Source organism: Nocardiopsis sp. iso_40, assembly GCF_056173285.1.
The window spans coordinates 3240534-3257018 of sequence record NZ_CM149666.1; the positions used below are offsets into that span (position 1 = coordinate 3240534).

Annotated in this window: 16 protein-coding genes; 7 read left to right on the plus strand and 9 right to left on the minus strand. The window is 67.9% G+C overall.

The genetic code is table 11. The annotated features are described in order from the left end of the window. Positions 1–287 precede the first annotated feature (287 nt). The 3 genes from AC0VYD_RS14230 (at position 288) to AC0VYD_RS14240 (ending at position 3087) form a co-directional block, all read left to right on the plus strand. Positions 288–1556, plus strand: coding sequence for a sensor histidine kinase (locus tag AC0VYD_RS14230; RefSeq protein ID WP_475476013.1), 1269 nt, complete (start codon positions 288–290; stop codon positions 1554–1556). Then, the gene (locus AC0VYD_RS14235) at positions 1553–2206 is read left to right on the plus strand and encodes a response regulator (protein ID WP_475476014.1); all 654 of its coding nucleotides are present in this window, start codon (positions 1553–1555) and stop codon (positions 2204–2206) included. The genes AC0VYD_RS14230 and AC0VYD_RS14235 overlap by 4 nt, the downstream gene beginning before the upstream one ends. Before the next feature lie 95 nt (positions 2207–2301). Beyond that, positions 2302–3087, plus strand: coding sequence for a class I SAM-dependent methyltransferase (locus AC0VYD_RS14240; RefSeq protein WP_475476015.1), 786 nt, complete (start codon positions 2302–2304; stop codon positions 3085–3087). Positions 3088–3163: 76 nt separating this feature from the next. Here the strand turns inward: AC0VYD_RS14240 and AC0VYD_RS14245 are convergent, their stop codons facing one another. The 5 genes from AC0VYD_RS14245 to AC0VYD_RS14265 all read right to left on the minus strand — a co-directional run bounded on the left by AC0VYD_RS14245 (position 3164) and on the right by AC0VYD_RS14265 (position 9498). Further along, the gene (locus tag AC0VYD_RS14245; RefSeq protein WP_475476016.1) at positions 3164–4000 is read right to left on the minus strand and encodes an alpha/beta fold hydrolase; all 837 of its coding nucleotides are present in this window, start codon (positions 3998–4000) and stop codon (positions 3164–3166) included. Between the two features lie 8 nt (positions 4001–4008). Continuing rightward, positions 4009–4830, minus strand: a complete 822-nt coding sequence (locus tag AC0VYD_RS14250) for an exodeoxyribonuclease III (RefSeq protein WP_475476017.1) — start codon at positions 4828–4830, stop codon at positions 4009–4011. Between the two features lie 49 nt (positions 4831–4879). Next, positions 4880–5908, minus strand: coding sequence for a tyrosine-type recombinase/integrase (locus AC0VYD_RS14255; RefSeq protein WP_475476018.1), 1029 nt, complete (start codon positions 5906–5908; stop codon positions 4880–4882). Positions 5909–6058: 150 nt separating this feature from the next. After that, positions 6059–7150 (minus strand): acetate/propionate family kinase, encoded by a 1092-nt coding sequence (locus tag AC0VYD_RS14260; RefSeq protein WP_475480266.1) that lies wholly within the window; start codon positions 7148–7150, stop codon positions 6059–6061. Then, on the minus strand, positions 7150–9498 hold the full coding sequence (locus tag AC0VYD_RS14265) for a phosphoketolase family protein (RefSeq protein WP_475476019.1): 2349 nt from the start codon (positions 9496–9498) through the stop codon (positions 7150–7152). Before AC0VYD_RS14265 ends, AC0VYD_RS14260 begins: the two co-directional genes overlap by 1 nt. 266 nt (positions 9499–9764) lie before the next feature. Here AC0VYD_RS14265 and AC0VYD_RS14270 point away from each other — a divergent pair, with 266 nt between their 5' ends. After that, the gene (locus tag AC0VYD_RS14270; protein WP_475476020.1) at positions 9765–9983 is read left to right on the plus strand and encodes a hypothetical protein; all 219 of its coding nucleotides are present in this window, start codon (positions 9765–9767) and stop codon (positions 9981–9983) included. Positions 9984–10070: 87 nt separating this feature from the next. Here AC0VYD_RS14270 and AC0VYD_RS14275 read toward each other — a convergent pair whose 3' ends face one another. From AC0VYD_RS14275 to AC0VYD_RS14285, 3 genes are all read right to left on the minus strand, one after another. Next, positions 10071–10532 carry a VOC family protein gene (locus tag AC0VYD_RS14275; RefSeq protein WP_475476021.1) on the minus strand — a complete coding sequence of 154 codons (462 nt, stop codon included), beginning with the start codon at positions 10530–10532 and terminating at the stop codon, positions 10071–10073. Positions 10533–11527: 995 nt separating this feature from the next. Further along, a complete protein-coding gene (locus AC0VYD_RS14280) occupies positions 11528–11974 on the minus strand; it encodes a hypothetical protein (protein WP_475476022.1) in 447 nt (148 codons plus the stop codon). A gap of 147 nt (positions 11975–12121) precedes the next feature. Then, entirely contained in the window at positions 12122–13147 is a 1026-nt protein-coding gene (locus AC0VYD_RS14285) for an acyltransferase domain-containing protein (protein WP_475476023.1), read from the minus strand. 159 nt (positions 13148–13306) lie between these two features. On the opposite strand from AC0VYD_RS14285, the gene AC0VYD_RS14290 reads away from it, so the two are divergent. The 3 genes from AC0VYD_RS14290 (at position 13307) to AC0VYD_RS14300 (ending at position 15481) form a co-directional block, all read left to right on the plus strand. Further along, complete coding sequence (locus AC0VYD_RS14290) at positions 13307–14926, plus strand: AMP-binding protein (RefSeq protein WP_475476024.1); 1620 nt, start codon at positions 13307–13309, stop codon at positions 14924–14926. A gap of 73 nt (positions 14927–14999) precedes the next feature. Then, entirely contained in the window at positions 15000–15179 is a 180-nt protein-coding gene (locus AC0VYD_RS14295; protein WP_475476025.1) for a hypothetical protein, read from the plus strand. A 110-nt stretch (positions 15180–15289) separates the two neighbouring features. Continuing rightward, complete coding sequence (locus AC0VYD_RS14300) at positions 15290–15481, plus strand: hypothetical protein (protein ID WP_475476026.1); 192 nt, start codon at positions 15290–15292, stop codon at positions 15479–15481. Positions 15482–15590: 109 nt separating this feature from the next. On the opposite strand, the gene AC0VYD_RS14305 is transcribed toward AC0VYD_RS14300, so the two are convergent. Next, the gene (locus tag AC0VYD_RS14305; RefSeq protein WP_475476027.1) at positions 15591–15899 is read right to left on the minus strand and encodes a 4a-hydroxytetrahydrobiopterin dehydratase; all 309 of its coding nucleotides are present in this window, start codon (positions 15897–15899) and stop codon (positions 15591–15593) included. Positions 15900–16485 lie beyond the last annotated feature (586 nt).

A 16485-nucleotide genomic window follows, 5' to 3' on the forward strand; every position in this document is an offset into this window, starting at 1 on the left:
GCCCGTTGTCTGTTTGTGCCGTCTCTTCGGACGGCGTCTCACTTCGTGTCACGGGCCCCACCATAGGACGAAAGGTTCATCACATTTTTCACCGACCCCAGCAAACAACCCATGAACCAACCAATACTCACCCGACCCCCCATCTCCCCACCAAGGATCAAAACACCACAAAACCCCCATGCCATGGCCCCTACAACACCCCACCACCCCCGCACCATCCCCACCGTGACCAAAACCATCACCCTCCCCAGAGGGAGACACCCACCCACCCATGCCACCATCCACCCATGCGCCACCTCACCACCCTCCTGACCAGAGCACTCCACCCCCTGGTCAACCCCCGCACCCACCAACACTGGGCCTACCTCGTCATCGGCGGCGCACTCCTGATGCCCTACCTCATGGCCGCCCTGGTCCTGAGCACCCTGACCACCAACACCGACCCCACCACCGCAACCACCCCCACACCCACCACCGCCGCACTAACCCTGCTCATCACCACCACCCTCATCACCGCCACCGCCCTGCTCCCCACCACCCGCACCGGCCAACTCCACCTGGCCCGCGCCCTACTCACCCCCCTGCAAACCACCCCCACCACCAGCCGCTGGCGCACCACCCTCTGGCTCCACCTGCACCTGACCACCGGCATGGCCGCCTGCCTGGCCACCATGACCGTCCTCACCGAAGCCGCACTCCTGGCCATCGCACCCCTGAACAACCACCCCCGACCCATCACCCAGGGCCCCCTCACCCTCTTCGGCAACGCACCCCCGCACCACCCCGCCTGGGGCCCCCTCCTCGCCCTGACCTGGGTCCTGGCCCTGATCTACACCATCGCCCTCACCGGCCACCTCCTCGCCAAAACCGCACCCCGCCTCCTCGGACCCACCCCCACCGACCGCCTGGCCGCAGCCCACGCCCACGCCCACACCCTGGCCGAACGCAACCGCCTGGCCCGAGAACTCCACGACTCCCTCGGCCACGCCCTGTCCGTGGTCACCCTCCAAGCCGCCACCGCAGCCCGCATCATCGACACCAACCCCGACTTCGCCCGCCAAGCCCTCACCCACATCGCCGAAACCGCACGCACCGCCACCGCCGACCTCAACCACGCCCTGGGACTGCTCCGCGAGGACACCCCCACCGCCCGCACACCCCCACCCGACCTGGGCGACCTCACCCACCTGACCCAAGCCACCCAACACACCGGCACCGACCTGACCTGCCACATCCACGGCAGAACCACCCACATCCCCGCCCTGCTCTCCCGCGAGACCTACCGCATCGCCCAGGAAGCCCTCACCAACGCCCTACGCCACGCACCCCACCAACCCCTCACCCTCACCCTGAACACCACCCCCACCACCCTGAACCTGACCATCACCAACCCCCTACCGCCCCGCACCCCACACATCCCCAAAGCCCGCACCGGCGGACGCGGTATCAAGGGCATGCAAGAACGCGCCCACCTGATCGGCGGCACCCTCACCGCCCGACCCACCACCACCCACTTCCACCTCACCCTCCACCTGACCTGGAAAGAGAACCCATGATCGGGATCAACCTCGTCGACGACGAAACCCTCATCCGCGCCGGACTGGCCGCACTCATCGACGCCGAACCCGACATGGAAGTCACCGGACAGGCCGCAGACGGCGCCGACGTCCCCGACCTGGTCCGCCGCACCCGCCCCGACCTGATCCTCATGGACGTGCGCATGCCCGGCCTGGACGGCATCCAAGCCACCCACACCCTCCAACGCACCCCCCACCCGCCCCGCGTCATCGTCGTCACCACCTTCGACAACGACGACTACGTCTGGGGAGCCCTACGCGCCGGAGCCCACGGCTTCCTCCTCAAACGCACCCCGCCCGAGGACATCCTGGCCGCCATCCGCCTGGTCCACCACGGCGACACCCTGCTCTTCCCCACAGCCCTACGCGCCCTGGCCGCCACCCAACCCGCCCACCCCACACCCGCGGCCCGAGCCGTGGCCACCCTCACCGACCGCGAAGCCCAAACCCTCACCCTCATCGCCCAAGGCCTCACCAACGCCGAAATCGCCGCCCACCTCCACCTGGGCCTACAAACCGTCAAAACCCACGTGTCCAACACCCTCACCAAACTCGCCGTACGCGACCGCACCCAAGCCGTCATCGCCGCCTACGACTCCGGCCTCATACGCCCCACCACCCACCCCTGAAAACCACGACACACCCACCAAACCCCAAACACAGAGCAACAACACTGTTACCTTCAGCTCCAAAAGTGGCCCACACACCCCGAAGGAAACCCACCATGCCCACCACACCACCCATCGACCTCGACCTCATCTCCACCCTCTACCGCACCCACCGCGACGACCTGGCCCGAGTACGCGACCAACAACGCGACCACCACACCAACGCCGACCCCACCATGACCCCCCAACTCGACGACCTCGAAGCAGAAATCACCTACCTGCTCCTACGCCACCACCAACCCGCCAACGTCGTCGAAATCGGCACCTACTACGGCTGGTCCACCTCCTGGATCCTCTCCGCCCTGCGCGACAACGGCACCGGCCACCTCCACTCCTTCGACATCGTCGACCACGCCACCGCCCACGTCCCCCCGGACCTGGCCACCGACCGCTGGACCTTCACCAAAGGCGACGTACGCGCAAAAATCACCCGCATCCCCGCCAACACCGACTACCTGTTCATCGACGCCGCCCACAACGGCTGGTTCGCCCGCTGGTACATCCACCACCTCCTGCCCACCCTTCCCGCCCACATCCCCGTCAGCGTCCACGACGTCTTCCACCAGCGCTACGCCCTGCCCTTCACCGAAGGCGCCGTCGTCCTCAAATGGCTCGCCAACAACACCACCAACTACTTCACCGCCTCCGCCGCCCGCGCACCCCACCACCACCAAGCCCTCCACGAACTCAAAACCGAACTCGGCCTGGACACCCCCGTACGCCAATCCCCCCACAACCCCATGATCTTCTTCCGCCTGCCCGAACGCCCCCGACCCGGCCAAGCCATCCCCACCACACCCCGCCCCCGCACCCACACCGACAACCCCACCCACCACAACTGACCCCCCACAAAAACGGGGGCGGCAGGCCACACGGCCCACCGCCCCCTTTTGCTCTCGCGCTCAAACGCCTACCGGATCAAGACCCCTCAGGATCCACCCCAGCCACCCAATCCACCCCGGCAGCCACCTCCTCCTCCACATCAGAAGGAGGAGAATCCACCACATCAGGCACCCCAGCACCAGGCTCCAACCCCGCCCGAGCCTCACGCACCCCCACCACATCAGCCGCATCCGACACGATCCGCGAAAAATTCACCGGCTGATCCAAACTCACCATGTGCCCAGCCCGAGGCACATTCACCAACCGCCCCTCCACACACGCATCAAAAAACTGCTTCTCATGAATCCGGAAATGGTCCCGCGCCCCGTTGATCAACCACACCGGCCCCGGATAGGACCCCAACGCCGACAACGCGTCGATCCCCGCCAACTCATCGATCACCGCCGTGGCCGCCTCCACCGCCAACCCGCCGTCAACCACCGCATCAGCCGCACTGTCCGGCAACATCAACCGGTGAAAACGCTCATTGACCGCCGCACCCTTGTCCGGCAACCGCTCCATCAACACCGACGGAATCCGATACACCTGCGCCAACGACTGCGCCGGCTGCGCCGTACAACTGGCCGCCACCAACCCGGCGATCCGCCCCGGAGCCACCCCCGCCGCCGCGATCGACAACAACCCACCCATACTCAAACCCACCAACAGGGCACGACCACCCACCGAATCGATCGCATCCAACAGGGTGTCCACCGCACGCCCCACCGAAAAGTCCTCACCCCGACGCGACCCGTGAGCAGGAAGATCAGGCGCCACCACCACACGCCCCTGCGCCTCCAAGAACTCCACCTGCGGCCGCCACATACTCGACGACGAACGCAACCCGTGCGCCAACACAACCGGTACACCCATGACCGCCCCTACTCTCCGAGCCCAAAGGCCACCGTCACCGGAGCATGGTCCGACCAACGCTCCTCACGACTGGGATAACGCTCCACCCGACCCGACCGTGCCCGCACCGCCAACCCCGGCGTGGCCACCAGATAATCGATCCGCCACCCCGTGTCGTTGTCAAAGGCCCTACCCCGGTAGGACCACCACGAGTACGGGCCCTCCTGATCCGGATACAGCGAACGCACCACGTCCACATACCCCGCCTCATCGAAGACCCGCGACAACCACGCACGCTCCTCAGGCAAGAACCCCGAGTTCTTCCTGTTACCGCGCCAGTTCTTCAGATCCGCCTCGGTGTGCGCGATGTTCCAGTCACCGCACACCACCAGAGACCGCCCCTGAGACTCCACCTCGGCGCGCCGCTTGACCAGGTAGGGCAAAAACGCCTCCATGAAACGCTCCTTCTCCTCCTGACGCGCAGTACCCACCTCACCCGAGGGCAGGTACAGGCTGGCCACCGTCACCTCACCGAAGTCCGCCTCCACATACCGGCCCGAATCCTCGAACTCGACCTCCCCGAACCCGACCCGCACCTCATCGGGCTCCACACGCGAATAGATCGCCACCCCCGCACGACCCTTCGCCCGAGCCGGACACAACACCACGTGCCACCCCCGGGGCGAGCGCACCCCGGCGGGAAGCTGCTCGAGCTCAGCACGCGTCTCCTGCAAACACACCACGTCCGCCTCAGCGGCCGCCAACCAGGACACGAACCCCGGATCCTTCCCCGCGGCCGCCCGCAACCCGTTCACGTTGACGCTGGACACAACAAAACTCGACTGATTCACGCCCCTCAGCGTAACCACCCCAGCCCCCGCACCAACCCCAAGCCACCACTCACCCCGACTCACCCACCCCCTGACCCGCCTGCTCCTCCCGCCCCACACCATCAGCAGCCAGACGCCGCAACACCCCATACGTGCGGTTCGACCCCGCCGCCTCCCGCTGCGCCCGGGCCGTCACCTCGATATAGGCCTGCGACGACGTCACCGACGAATGCCCCAACAAATGCATGATCTCGGTGACCGACGCACCATCCTCCGCCAACCGCGTCGCGAACGTGTGCCGCAACGCATGCACCAACGTCCCCCGCGCCACCCGATCATTGACCCCCGCATGCCGATAACACTGCTTCACCAGATACTGCAACCCACCCCGACGCAACCCCTGCCCCCGGTTGTCCACCAACAACGGATCCGCACCCCGCACCGCCACCCCGAACCGCACCCGCCGCGACGCCAGATACGCCTCCAACAAAGCCTCCAACGGCACCTCGATCGGCAACACCCGCTCACCACCCCCCTTACCCAACACCCGAATCCGCCGCTCACCAGGCCGACCACCCAACGACTCCACCCGAAGCGACAACATCTCCGCCGACCGCATCCCCGTCAACAACGCCAACGCCAACACCGCCAGATCCCGCTCCGGCCACGGATCCCGCGCCCGCCGCGCCCCACGCGCCAACGCCTCCAACAACCGCTCCGGAGTGTCCTCACCCATCAACGGCTTGGGCCCCGAAGGCCTCACCCGCGGCCGCGGCACCGCCGACATCGGATTACCCGCCACCACCCGCTCCGCCACCCAGAACGCGAAGAACCCGTTCCACGTCGACCACGCCCGCAACACACTCGAAGCCGCCCGCTCCTCCGCGAACTCCGCGAACGCCTCCCGCAACACCCCCGACTCCAACTCACCCAACCCCACACCCGCAGGATCACGCCCCAACGCACGCCCCACACACCCCAACACCGCCACCAGGTCACGCCGATAAGCCGCCACCGTGTGCGGCGAGGGCTTGGCAGCCCGCCTGGCCACCAGATACCGCTCAATCGCCCGCTCCACCGACACCGCATCACCACTCATGCCCCCAGCATCACCGATCCCCACCCCCCGCACACGCACACCCCACCCCCAACCACGAAGACACCCGAACACCGGGGGACAGGCCCCCGGAAACCACCCCACAAAAAAAGGGGGCGCCACCCCCTCGGACGACACCCCCACACCGCAACCTCACCCCAACACCGACCGCACCCCCCGCGCGACCTCCACATCCTCCCGAGCCGCCACCACCAAGGTGCGCACCCGCGCCCCGGACGCGGTGACCTCACCCTCACCCGCCAAGGACCCGTTCAACCCCTCATCCACACCCACCCCCAAAAACCCCAAACCCGCAGCCGCCCGCGCCCGCACCGGCGCCGAGTGCTCACCCACACCACCGGTGAACACCAACACCTCCACCCCGCCCAACGCCGCCGCCATCGACGCCACCGACGCCCGCAACCGGTGCACGTACACCCCCACCGCCACCGACGCCCGCTCGTCCCCGGCGGCCTCACGCTCCAACACCGTGCGCATGTCCGCCGAACCCGCCAGCGCCACCAACCCGGACTCGTGCTCCAACGCCCACCCGATCTCCTCCAACGGAACACCGGCATGCTCGTTCAACCACAACACCAACCCCGGATCCACACTCCCCGAACGGGTCGCCATCACCAACCCCTCCAACGGCGTGAACCCCATCGTGGTGTCCACCGACCGCCCGCCCAGGACCGCGGACAACGACGCCCCCGCACCCAGATGCGCCACCACCACCCGCTCCGCACCCGTCCACTCCCGCGCCCGCCGCGACGCATAGGCGTGCGAGAGCCCGTGGAACCCGTACCGGCGCACCCCGAACTCCGCACGCCAGCGCTCGGGCACCGCATAGGTGTACGCCTCCGCCGGAAGCCGGGCGTGGAAAGCCGTGTCGAAACACGCCACCGCCGGCACCCGCGGCCACACCCGGCCCACCGCCTCGATCCCCGCCAACGACTTGGGCTGGTGCAGCGGCGCCAACGAACCCAACTCCCGCAACCGCCCCACCACCGAGGCGTCCAACCGCACCGGCTCCAGGAACTCCCGCCCCCCGTGCACGACCCGGTGCCCCACCGCCTCCACCCCAAGGAAACGACCCAGCGCCCGCTCCAGCACGGACCGGTCCCACTCACCCCGCTCCACCGGGATCTGCTCCTGGTCCACCACCTCGTCCACCACCTCGTCCCGCGGCCCGAGCACACTCAGCTTCAGACTGCTCGACCCCGCGTTCACCACCAGCACCCGCATCAGTACGGCCACACCCAATCACGCACCGACGCCGGATCCTGCCCGAACTCACGCGTGTACTCCCGGTGCCGCAACCGCTCATCCACCATCCGCTGGCGCACGTGGGCCGCGTTCTGCGCCAACCCCGGCACCCGGTCGATCACGTCGATCACCAGATGGAACCGGTCCAGATCGTTCAACATCACCATGTCGAACGGCGTGGTCGTGGTCCCCTCCTCCTTGAACCCCCGCACGTGCAGGTTCTCGTGGCCCCGGCGCCGGTACGTCAACCGGTGCACCAACCACGGATACCCGTGGAAGGCGAAGACCACTGGGCGGTCCGTGGTGAACAGGGCCTCGTACTCGGCATCGGACAACCCGTGCGGATGCTCACTGGCGGGCTGCAACCGCATCAGATCCACCACGTTCACCACCCGCACACCCAGCTCGGGAAAGTACTGACGCAACAGGTCCGCCGCAGCCAGGGTCTCCAACGTGGGCACATCACCCGCGCACCCCAACACCACGTCCGGATCCGCCCCGCCCCCGGTACTGGCCCACTCCCACACCCCGATCCCGCGGGTACAGTGCGCCACCGCCTCCCGCATCGGCAGGTAGTCCAACCCGGGCTGCTTACCGGCCACCACCACGTTCACATAATCACGCGAACGCAGGCAGTGATCGCTCACCGACAGCAACGTGTTCGCGTCCGGCGGCAGATACACCCGCACCAACTCCGCCGGTTTGTTCATCACCACGTCCAGGAACCCCGGATCCTGGTGGGTGAACCCGTTGTGGTCCTGACGCCACACATGCGAGGACAACAGGTAGTTCAACGAGGCGATCGGCCGACGCCACGCCAGGTGCCGGGTCACCTTCAACCACTTGGCGTGCTGGTTGAACATCGCGTCCACGATGTGCACGAACGCCTCATAGCAGTTGAACAGCCCGTGCCGCCCAGTGAGCAGGTACCCCTCCAACCACCCCTGGCACATGTGCTCACTGAGCACCTCCATCACCTGACCGTGCCGCGCCAGGTCCTCGTCGGTGGCCAGCACCGACTCCTCCCACACCTTGCCCGTGGCCTCGTAGACCGCCGACAACCGGTTCGAGGCCGTCTCGTCGGGCCCCATGATCCGGAAGCTGTCCGGATTGGCGCGCACCACATCCCGCAGGAAACACCCCAACACCTGGGTGGCCCCGCTGCTGGACGTCCCGTGCCCGGTGAACTCCACCGCATACCGACGAAAATCAGGCAACACCAGATCACGCAACAACGCACCACCGTTGGCATGCGGGTTCGCACTCATCCGCCGCTCACCCCGCGGCGCCAACGCCACCAACTCGTCCGCCGGCGCACCCGAGGAGTCGAACAACCGCTCAGGCCCGTAGGAGCGCATCCACTCCTCCAGCTGGCGCAGATGCCCGGGGTCCTCCCGCACCCGCGCCAACGGCACCTGGTGCGAACGCCACGTCCCCTCCACCGGCACCCCGTCCACCTCCCGCGGACCGGTCCACCCCTTGGGGGAGCGCAACACCACCACCGGCCACGCCGGGCGGTGCGAAAGACCGCTGGTGCGCGCCACCTGCTGGATCTCGGCGATCTCGCCCAGGGCCTCGTCGAGCACCTGCGCCATCCGCCGGTGCATGTACTCGGGGTCGTCACCGCTGACGAACAACGGCCGGTACCCCATCCCCTCGAACAGCTTGACCAGCTCGTCCTCGGGGATACGCGCCAACACCGTCGGATTGGCGATCTTGTACCCGTTCAGGTGCAGGATCGGCAGCACCGCACCATCACGCACCGGATCCAGGAACTTGTTGGAGTGCCAACTGCCCGCCAACGGCCCCGTCTCGGCCTCGCCGTCGCCCACCACACAGCTGACCACCAGATCGGGGTTGTCGAAGGCCGCACCGTAGGCGTGCGCCAACGCGTACCCCAGCTCACCGCCCTCATGGATCGACCCCGGCGTCTCGGGCGCCACATGGCTGGGGATCCCGCCGGGGAAGGAGAACTGCCGAAACAGCCGCCGCATCCCCTCCTCGTCCCGGGACACGTGCCGGTAGACCTCGCTGTAACTACCCTCCAACCAGGAGTTGGCCACCGCGGCCGGACCACCGTGCCCGGGGCCCATCACGTAGATCATGTCCAGGTCCCGGGCCCGGATCACCCGGTTCAGGTGCGCGTAGACGAAGTTCAGCCCCGGGGTCGTACCCCAGTGCCCCAGCAGACGGGGCTTGATGTGCTCGGGCCTGAGCGGCTCACGCAACAGCGGATTGTCCAACAGGTAGATCTGACCGACCGAGAGGTAGTTGGCCGCCCGCCAGTAAGCGTCCAACAACCGCAGTTCCGTCTGGTCCACAACCATGAACCCTCACTCCTCGACCAGAGACGTTCCCGGACACGGCAGGGGAGTGACCGCTCACCAACAACATGAGCGAGCTGAGAGGGGCCACGCCCGCTCGCAGCAACCGTAACCGCCGCCCGGCAGACAGACCACACCCAACGCCCACGTGTCGCCCGCCCCGAAGAACGCCCCCGCACAACCCCGGTTTTGCTCCCCGTTACCCATAGAGCGGCTCCACCCGGGGCAGGAGCCCTGACACCGCATCCGACTCAAGACCATGGGGCATCATGATCGCGAAACTGTCCGAACTCGGCGTCACCTCGGAGATGGCCTACGCCGCCGGCACCACGAGCATCGGCCTGAGTTTGCTGGCCTGGTCCCTGTCCAAGAAGAAGGAGAACGCGGGCACCGACCGGGCCGACCGGTGGGGGATCTTCGTCGGCCAGTGGGCACCGACCTTCTTCGCACTGGGCATCGCCCTGCGCCTGGAGGAGAACAGCAGATAGCACGCCCGGGGCTCGGGGGGAGCGGCCCCTCCGGGCCCCGGCCGCCCCCGGATCCGCCGGCGGGGGAGCAGCCGCCGCTGCGCCACCTCAGTCCAGGCAGAACTCGTTGCCCTCGGGGTCGGTCATCACGATGAAACCCTCCTCCACGGGCGGGTCCGGCTCGTGACGACGCACCCGCGCGGCCCCCAACGCCACCAACCGCTCGCATTCGGCCTCCAGAGCCCCCATCCGCTCCTGCCCCCGCAGCCCAGGGGCCGCCCGCACGTCCAGGTGCACACGGTTCTTGGCGACCTTGTCCTCCGGTACCTGCTGGAAGAACAACCGCGGCCCCCGGCCCTGCGGGTCCTCCAGTGCCGAACGCGAGTTGCGCTCCGACTCGGGCACCCCGACCTGCTCCAGGAAGCCGTCCCAGGCAGCCAGGGGGTCGGCGCCCTCTGGCAGGTCGGCACCGGGCGGGCCGGGGATGACATAACCCAGCGCCTCACGCCAGAACAACGACAACGCCCTGGGATCGCGGGCGTCGAAGGTGATCTGGATCTGACGAATCATCGTGGTGCTCCGTTCCTGTGCCAGATGACGCGGACCGCCATCGGCCCCACCCTGGCATCACTGGCGGACAGATTCTGTCCGCGACCGGGCACCTGGCCGGAGGTTTTCTGGGGGCAGGGGAGTGGCGGGCCACACCCCCGACGCGAACACACCAGATGATCACTGAGGGTGACCATGGGGATGTGTGGGGCGGGCAATGGAGTGCGGGCAGGGGAGTGGGCGCCACAGGCAAGCCCTCGCACAGAGATTCGAAAAGCATCTGCGACCACAGGAAAACGAACACGTGTTCGATACGGGCGCACCGGAGGGAGCACACCCCCGGCAACAGCAAGCACGCCAGCACCTGGAGCCGCCGGGCCGCCCCGGACGGAGGCCGCTGGGAAAAACAGTCATGTGTCGTCAAACAACCACAAAAGGATGCATAACACCGTTTATGCATGAAACATGGAGAGATCGCCACCCAGAAGGGGCCCGCCCCAGAGGCCACGCCCAGGAAACACCCCTGACCCGCACACACCCCACAGCCACCCACGCCGCGCACCCGCCCCGGACACGCACAACACCCCAGGGAACGACACACCAGCCCGAGGGCACACACCCGAGCAGGGACACCCAGGGGTTATCCACAGGCTCCCAGCCAGGGACTTGTCCCGCCCAAGGCCCGCAGGACAGAATCCACCCAGGACGACAACCCCGACGCCGCACACACAGACGCCTCGGCGCCGGACCCGCCCACCGCGCCAGTTGAACACCGAAGCTCCACACGCAGGGACACCGGGCACCCAGCAGCTCACGCCCAGGGAGCCCACCGACGCCGACCACCCGACACACTCACGAGCGCGCACAGCACCGCACAGAACCCACCCGAACCCGAGAACCCCTTCCCCACAGGTCCTCACACAAAGCCGATAATGCAAATTATGTCAAGTTGAGTGTTGTGGAGCCTCCCCGCAACCACCAACACACCCCACACCAGGATCACCAAACCCCAGTGGTCACCGAAGCTCCTCGACCATCCGCTGAACCTCTACCCCCTCCAACGGACTGATCTGCTCAGCCAACTCCACCATGTCCACATCAGGCATCCCCATCAACGGCCTTCCCTCGAAGTCACCGGGCACATCGGTCCACAAAGACGCGACCACACCCCCCACCAGCTCCACCCGTGCATTCATGTAGGGCGTGTACCTCCCGGTCTGGTCGACCAACACCACCGCACCATGCCCCTCGCACGGCAGCGAACCGCCATCCTCCGAACAGTTCTCCCACCCGGGACGCCACCGAGCGTCCTCGGGGTCCACCGGCTCGGTGCGCAGTTTCAGCGTGAACCCCTCCCCCTTCAACTGCTGATCCAGGGGCGAGTAGGTGACCAGCACTCCGGAACGGGAACCGACCTCCAAAACCGCGACCGGATAGTCCACCGCCGCCAGCCGCTCCGACAACTCCCGACTGCCCCGCACCGGCCCCGAGTTCGCACACCTGCCCACACACCGAACGAACCCACGACAGCACCCACACCGACCATCTGACCCAAACCAAACAAACCCACAAAAAAGGGAGCCCGGCCCCGGACCCCCACACACCCCACCTCAGGGCAACCTCAACCACCCCGTACACACCCGCAGCCCCCGACCCGACTCCAACCGCTCCAACGCGGCACGCTCCAACCGCGTCCGCCGCGGCGCCCGCTCCGCATCCACCACCGGCATCCCGAACACGAACCGAAACACGTCCCCCTCACCCGGCACACCATCCCCCACCAACGTGAACCTGCGCTGGAACCGCACGATATTGGAGCCCTCCCCCAACGCCCGCTCCCACCACGGATCCAACAACCACGACGTACACGTGGCCACCACCGGATCCACACCCAACTGCTCCCGGGCAAAAGGCCGCGCACGCTCCAACGCGTCCTGCACCGAATCCGGAGCCAACCCACCCGAAGGGATGTGCAACCTCAACACCGGATCACCCACACCGAACCCCGGGCCCAACGCCGCAGCCTCCTCGGCCCCGTACCACCCCACCGGACCCTGATCCCCCAACACCGCAGGCTCCAACTGCAAACCCCCAACCCAGAACAACCGCCCCCGAAACTGCGCCGCCACCCACGACGCCGTCTCCACACTCAAACGACCGAACAACCACCGCGACCGCGCCACCTGCACACCCACATCAGCCAACGTCGCCACCGTCACCGCACGATCAATCCCCCGCCGCGCCTGCCTCGCCAAGTGCTCGGGCACCATCGCCGCGAACGCCCACAACGAAGCCGCCCGCACCCGCGCGTCCTCCGCCCCAACCAACGTCGGCCAGTACCGCCACACCCCCACGGGCAGGTCGGCATCAGCCCACAACCGCCGGTACATGCACCCCACCAGATGCCACAACTCCCGAGGCCACTCCCCCTCAGGACGCCCCGACCCCGGCCACAACGCCTCCACCTCCGCACGGTCATCATCGGCCAGGGCGAACACGTCCAACACCTCGCCCGCAGCCGCCCCGACCGGCACCTCCAACCCCACTTCGGGCTCGGGCAACGCCGCACAGGCCTCCAACCACTCCCGCACACCCTCGTCCAACCCGAACCGCTCCACCACACGCGCACTGTCCATGCGCACATCCTGGCCCCCACACCACCCCCGAGGGAAGACACCCCCCACACACCATCCACCCCGCCCCGCCCACCAGTGAGACCAGCCCCACAGGTGGGCATAGTGTTGTGGTAACCCACCAACAGACACCACACCCACCGAAAACGAGGAACACCACCGATGTCCGACCCGGCGCCCCTCCTGCGCGACTGGATCGCCACCTACGACACCCCCACCACCACCGTCGCCCACCTCCTCTGCGACCGCCACGACCCCCACACCGTCGCCACCACCGAAATCGGCCCCACCCTCGAACCCACCACCCTCACCTTCGGCGAACTCCGCGAACGCTCCCAAACCCTCGCCGCAGGACTCGCCGCCCAAGGCATCACCCCCGGCGACCGCATCGCCACCCTCATCCCCAAGGGCATCGACCTCACCATCACCGCCCTGGCCACCTGGCGCCTGGGAGCCGTCCTCGTCCCCCTCCTGTCCTCCTTCGCCCCCTCCGCCATCGCCGAACGCCTCACCGACTCCGGCGCCCGCATCGTCATCTGCGCCGACGAACACCGCACCAAACTCGACCCCAGCCCCCACCTGCCCACCCACCCCACCTGGCAAATCGCCACCACCGGCACCCGCCCCCTCCGCGAAGGCGACCACACCCTCCACACCCTCAGCCAACACCCCCCACACACCACCAACCACACCACCACCGGCAACGGCGACATCGCCACCGTCTACGTCTCCAACCTCATCGGCCCACCCCGCGGCGTCCGCGTCCCCGCCCGCGCCCTCACCGCCATGCACGCCTACCACCACCTCGGCCTCGGCGTCCAAGACGACGACGTCTACTGGAACACCGCCGACCCCGGCTCCGCCTACGGCCTCTACCACGGCCTCATCTCCCCACTCCTGGCCGGACACAACTCCCTCGCCCTACGCGCCGGATTCTTCGACCCCGAACTCACCCTCGACGTCCTGGGCCTCTACCAGGTCACCAACTTCGCCTCCGACCCCACCACCTACCGCACCCTGCGCGCAGCCACCAAGACCCTGCCCCCCGAAATCATCGTCCAACGCCTGGCCAGCGCCGGCGAACCCCTCGCACCCGACGTCATCGACTGGGCCACCGACCTCTTCGGCGTCCCCATCCGCGACCACTACGGCCAAACCGAACTCGGCTGGTGCGCCGGCATCCCCAACAACCCCGACCTCCCCGAACACGACACCCCCCTACCCCCCGCCGCCATCGGCCCCGCCCTACCCGGCTGGAACATCCAGGTCCTCGAAGCCATCACCGACGAACCCGCACCCCGAGGCGCCTACGGCCGCATCGCCATCGACCGCGCCCACAGCCCCCTGGACTGGTTCGACGGCTACCACGGCTACGAAAACACCATCGACATCCGCTTCACCCCCGAACGCACCTACCACCTCACCGGCGACACCGGCATCATGGACCGCCAAGGAAACCTGCACTTCTCCACCCGCGACGACGGCGCCATCATCACCCGCAGCTACCGCATCGGCCCCACCGAGGTCGAAGCCGTCCTCAACACCCACCCCGCCGTCGAAGAATGCGGCGTCTACGCCATCCCCGACGACATCGCCGGACACCTCGTCGGCGCCCGCATCGTCCTGGCCGACGACCAGACCGGCACCCCCGAACTCGCCGAGGAACTCCGCGACTGGGTCAGCACCCGCTTCGCCCCCCACGCCGCACCCCACACCGTCGACTTCGTCGAGGAACTCCCCCGCACCGCCTCCGGCAAGATGCGCAGAGCCCGCCTGCGGTGACCTGGTACACCGTCAACCCCGCACACCGCCCCCGCCGCCCCGGCGCGACACCCTGCTCAGCTTCCTCACGCCCATGACCCCGGCCCCGAACCAGCCCCGCCACCTCTGGCGCGACTTCGAACGCCAGGCCACCCACATCCCGCACGCCCGCATCGGCCCCTGGACCCGGCACTGGCCCGGACACCGCCCCGGCCGCCTCCCCCTGGACGAAACCCCCACCAGGCCGCCGAACACATCGCCGACGGCGTCCTGAACGCCCGCACCTGGTTCGAACACCTCGCCGACCTGTTCACCGAACTCACACCACCACCCGACGCCGACCGCCCCGTCCGACTACGAACCACGGAACAGGCCGTACACCGGATGGTCGACACCGCAGTGGACCGGATCGACGCCCAGGACGACTGGTACGAGTACGCCGCAACCCTGCTGCAGTGGTACCTGGAGTCCGCCGACACCCCTCCCACGGCCCGGCGAACCACCGACACGCTCCTGGCCCCCACTTCACCGCCTGGACGGCCCCGCGCCCCGCGAGGTCGCCCACACCGCCCGTAGGACAGCTCCCCGCCTCCTCGCCGTGATCCCCGCCCCGCTGAAGAAGACACCCACGGGACGGGGTTGCCCCACATCCCCCCGGCATCCGCCTGCTCGGGCCGAGCACACGTCAGGGTGAGGTCTGAGCCGTCGCGGCGACCAGTTCGTCGATCCGGGCCGCCAGTGCCATGTCCCGGTCGGTGACCGCGCCCTCCGAATGGGTGCTCAGGGCCAACCGGACCGTGTCGTACCGGATGTCGATGTCCGGGTGGTGGCCGGCCTGCTCGGCCGCCTGGGCGACCTCGTTCACCAGCGCCACCGCGGCCAGGAACCCGGGCAACCGCACCGTCCGGTGGATGAGCACCTCATCGGCGTCCCACTCCCAGTCGGTCAACCGCTCCAGCCCCTCCAGGACCTGCTCCTCGCTGAGCTGACCCATCGTCTCCCCCTTCTGTCGGTACCGGGATCAGTGCTGGGCCGGTACCTACCCGTTCACACCCCCACGACAACAGGTGTGCCGTGAGCGACACGAGGAGAGGCCACTCCCCCGTCGCCGTGAAACGACCCCGGCGTACGGGGGCATCGGCCCAGTTCGATCACCACCGGATCGGTGCCGGGTGCGTCGACTTCGCCGAGGGCTAAGGTGGCCGTCCCGCTCACCTTCGGAGCACCGCCTCCGGAGGTTGCCGCGACCAACTCCACCTTTTCGGTTGCACCCTCGCGTTCGCAGAAGTCGGCACGGGGAGGGTGAGGACATCGCGCGCTCCGGAAACGCCCCAGAGGTATGACGCGAACCGGACAGGTCCCGGACCAGTACCTCTCCCCCGACGGTGCCGGTTTCGGTGCCAATCCGTGATTGGCCGGTTCCACTCTGCGGTCGGGTACTCCGAACAGGCGTCTGTGGAGCGACGAAACCACCAGAGACACCCCATACGGACAAAGCCCTGTGTAGTCGGTGCTGCGTGAGCCGCTCCTTATGGTTTTGTGTTTTTGGCTAGAAGACAGGCCACCTTTACGACGTAGAT